At 65.1% G+C, this 3,813-nt stretch carries 5 protein-coding genes and 1 pseudogene; 5 read left to right on the plus strand and 1 reads right to left on the minus strand.

Translation table 11 applies throughout. From position 1 onward, the window contains the following. On the minus strand, positions 1-386 hold a 386-nt coding region (locus AC2VOU_RS12370; protein ID WP_486957644.1), incomplete at its 3' end, for a hypothetical protein. Positions 387-666: 280 nt separating this feature from the next. Between AC2VOU_RS12370 and AC2VOU_RS12375 the strand changes: the two genes are divergently transcribed. The 5 genes and pseudogenes from AC2VOU_RS12375 to AC2VOU_RS12395 all read left to right on the plus strand — a co-directional run. Continuing rightward, positions 667-1,035: an NADH-quinone oxidoreductase subunit A gene (locus tag AC2VOU_RS12375; protein WP_486957645.1), complete on the plus strand. Its 369-nt coding sequence runs from the start codon at positions 667-669 to the stop codon at positions 1,033-1,035. Continuing rightward, positions 1,026-1,574 (plus strand): NuoB/complex I 20 kDa subunit family protein, encoded by a 549-nt coding sequence (locus AC2VOU_RS12380; protein WP_486957646.1) that lies wholly within the window; start codon positions 1,026-1,028, stop codon positions 1,572-1,574. The genes AC2VOU_RS12375 and AC2VOU_RS12380 overlap by 10 nt, the downstream gene beginning before the upstream one ends. Positions 1,575-1,576: 2 nt before the next feature. Continuing rightward, positions 1,577-2,218: pseudogene (locus AC2VOU_RS12385) on the plus strand (NADH-quinone oxidoreductase subunit C); the annotation flags it as partial. After that, positions 2,218-3,558, plus strand: a complete 1,341-nt coding sequence (gene nuoD / locus AC2VOU_RS12390; RefSeq protein WP_486957647.1) for an NADH dehydrogenase (quinone) subunit D — start codon at positions 2,218-2,220, stop codon at positions 3,556-3,558. The pseudogene AC2VOU_RS12385 and the gene nuoD, both read left to right, overlap by 1 nt. Then, positions 3,555-3,813, plus strand: a 259-nt coding sequence (locus tag AC2VOU_RS12395) for an NAD(P)H-dependent oxidoreductase subunit E (protein WP_486957648.1), incomplete at its 3' end; no start/stop codon positions are given. The genes nuoD and AC2VOU_RS12395, both read left to right, overlap by 4 nt.

Below are 3,813 nucleotides of genomic sequence, written 5' to 3' on the forward strand. Positions count from 1 at the left end.
TCTCCGGGTGCCGCCGTCGCGCCCCGCTCGGTTTCTCCGGGCGCCGCTGATTTGTACTGCGAATCCTCAACGGGCCGCCCCGCACCGCCCGTCCTGGCGCCGCCCTTTTCACTGCTGGCCTGGTCGCCGAACGGCTTCGCGGTTTTCTGCCGACCCTCGTACGGTGGCACCGCCGAGCCGGTATCCTGCGGCGGCATCGTTCCGGGCCCGCCCAAGTTGGCGTCCTCTGCGGTGCCGCCGTGCGACGGGACAGATTCGATGGCACCCTCTGCACGCTCCGCGGGCCCACCACCCGGCTTGTCGGATCCGGTGTCACGAGACCCGGTTTCGCCCCGCTCAGACTGCGGTTCCTCCGGCAATTGCGCGCCTGGCGTGTTGCTGTCCATGATTACCTCCTAGTGCCACGTCTACGGCCACGTCGCATGCGCCGCGGCGTAAGCCAACTATGGTCTACCCGCCTTGGCTCCGTGGTAACCACATTCGGCTCGTCCGTGCCGTTGGCTCCCCGGACCCACTCAACAGGCCGGTAGCGCATCCCCCGCGGAAATCACCTGGAGTATCCCCCGCAACGGGGGATACCCGCCGCTCCTTCGGTCAGTAGACATGTGGCTACCGGTGCGCCGGCGGCGGTCTGCGCAACGACACTTCGGCCACTAGGAGGCGGGAATGAGCCTTTACCTCCCCATCTTGGTCCTCGGTGCGATCGCCGCCGGGTTCGCGGTGGTTTCGATGCTGATCGCGACGGTGATCGGTCCCCGCCGTTACAACCGATCGAAGCTGGAGGCCTACGAGTGCGGGATCGAGCCGGTCCCCCGGCCTGCGCAGCAATCGGGCGGGCAGCGTTTCCCGATTAAGTACTACCTGACGGCAATGTTGTTCATCGTGTTCGACATCGAGATCGTGTTCCTGTACCCGTGGGCGGTCTCGTTCGACAGCCTGGGCGCTTTCGCACTGGTGGAGATGGGTTTGTTCGTGCTCACCGTGTTCGTGGCCTACGGCTACGTGTGGCGGCGGGGGGGATTGAATTGGGATTAGAGGAGCAGTTGCCGAGCGGACTTCTGCTGTCCACCGTCGAGCGTCTGGCCGGGTACTTCCGCAAGGGTTCGTTGTGGCCGGCGACGTTCGGGTTGGCCTGTTGCGCGATCGAGATGATGTCCACCACGTCGCCCCGGTTCGATCTGGCCCGGTTCGGAATGGAGGTGTTCCGCGCCTCGCCGCGGCAGGCGGATCTGATGATCGTGGCCGGCCGGGTCAGCCAGAAGATGGCGCCGGTGCTCCGCCAGATCTACGACCAGATGGTCGAACCGAAATGGGTGCTTTCCATGGGGGTGTGCGCGTCGTCCGGGGGGATGTTCAACAACTACGCCATCGTCCAGGGCGTGGACCACATCGTCCCAGTTGACATCTATCTACCCGGTTGCCCGCCGCGGCCGGAGATGCTGATGCACGCCATCCTGAAGCTGCACGACAAGATTCAGGAGATGCCGCTGGGCGTCCACCGCGAGGAAGCCATTGCCGAGGCCGAACAGGCCGCGCTGGCCTCCACCATCGAATTCACCGGGCTGCCGCGATGAAGCGGCGCGGCATGTTCGGTGTTGCCGACACCGGTGACACCTCCGGCTACGGGCGGCTGATGCGTGAGGTGGTGTTACCGGGTGGCTCCTCTCGTCCTTACGGCGGCTATTTCGATGATGTCGTCGACATCTTGGCCGATGCGCTGATGAGCAGCGGTGTCAGCTTTGCCGACGTCATCGAGAAAGTCGTGGTGTTCCGCGACGAACTCACCCTGCATGTTCGCCGGGACCTGCTGCCGTCGGTGGCCCAACGGCTGCGCGACGAACCGGAGCTGCGTTTCGAGTTGTGTCTGGGCGTCAGCGGGGCGCACTACCCCGACGACACCGGCCGGGAACTGCACGCCGTGTATCCGCTGAAGTCAATCACCCACAACCGGCGGGTCCGCCTGGAAGTTGCTGCACCCGATGGTGATCCGCATATCCCGTCGCTGTTCGCGGTCTATCCGACCACAGATTGGCATGAGCGGGAAACCTACGACTTCTTCGGCATCGTCTTCGACGGCCACCCGTCGTTGACCCGCATCGAGATGCCCGACGACTGGCAGGGCCATCCGCAGCGCAAGGACTACCCGCTCGGTGGCATTCCGGTGCAGTACCACGGCGCCGAGATCCCGCCACCCGATGCGCGAAGGGCCTACACCTGATGGCCACGCACACCACCCCCCCGCGGCAGGGCGGTTGCGCCGACACAGTCGTCAACGTAGGCGGCCAGGACTGGGATGAGATCGTGACGGCCGTCCGAGAGCATTCGGCGGACTCGGCGGTGGCCGAACGCATCGTGGTCAACATGGGTCCGCAGCACCCGTCGACGCACGGGGTGCTGCGGCTCATCCTGGAGATCGAGGGTGAAACGGTCACCGATGCCCGCTGCGGCATCGGCTACCTGCACACCGGTATCGAGAAGAACCTGGAATACCGGAACTGGATGCAGGGCGTGACGTTCGTGACCCGGATGGACTATCTGTCACCGTTGTTCAACGAGACCGCCTACTGCCTCGGGGTGGAGAAGCTGCTCGGTATCACCGAGGCGATCCCGGAGCGGGTCAACGTCATCCGGGTGATGATGATGGAGCTCAACCGGATCTCCTCGCATCTGGTCGCACTCGCCACCGGCGGGATGGAACTGGGCGCGGTGACCGCGATGATGCTCGGCTTCCGGGAACGCGAACTGGTGCTCGACCTGTTCGAGTCGATCACCGGCCTACGGATGAACCACAACTACATCCGGCCCGGCGGGCTGGCCCAGGACCTACCGCCCGACGCGGTCGGCGGGATCAAAGATTTTCTGAACCTGATGCCGCGCCGGCTACGCGACATGGAGGACCTGCTCAACGAGAACTACATCTGGAAAGCCCGCACCCAGGGCATCGGCTACCTCGATTTGACCGGATGTATGGCGCTGGGGATCACCGGGCCGGTGCTGCGCTCGACCGGGCTGCCTTATGACATACGCCGTGCGGACCCTTATTGCGGGTATGAGAACTACGAATTCGACGTGATCACCGACACCGGGTGCGACTCCTACGGCCGCTACATGATTCGCATCAAGGAGATGAGGGAGTCACTCAAAATCGTGGAACAGTGCCTGGACCAGCTACGCCCCGGCCCAGTCATGGTCGCCGACCGCAAAATCGCCTGGCCCGCCGACCTGGCGCTGGGCCCCGACGGGCTGGGCAACTCACCGGCCCACATCGCCGAAATCATGGGCACCTCGATGGAGGCGCTGATCCACCACTTCAAACTGGTCACCGAGGGCATCCGGGTTCCCGCGGGCCAGGTCTACGTCACGGTGGAATCGCCGCGCGGCGAACTCGGGGTGCACATGGTCAGCGACGGCGGCACGCGGCCCTACCGGGTGCACTACCGGGATCCGTCGTTCACCAACCTGCAGGCCGTCGCCGCGATGTGCGAAGGCGGCATGATCGCCGACGTCATCGCCGCCGTCGCCAGCATCGACCCGGTGATGGGCGGAGTCGACCGATGAGCGTCGACTTGGTCCTGGGTCCGCGCCCGAATGAGCCCGGACCGCCGATAGGCGGTCCGGGCGCCTACCCCGACGACGTGGTGGCACGGCTGAATGCGGCCGCGTCGGACATCATCGCCCGCTATCCACAGCCCCGCTCCGCGCTGCTGCCCCTGCTGCATCTGGTACAGGCGGAGGATAGCTACCTCACCACCGCCGGCATCACATTCTGCGCGGCACAGCTGGGCTTGATAGCAGTAAAGAAAGTTATCACAC

This window comes from Mycobacterium sp. TH-M25 (assembly GCF_057473665.1).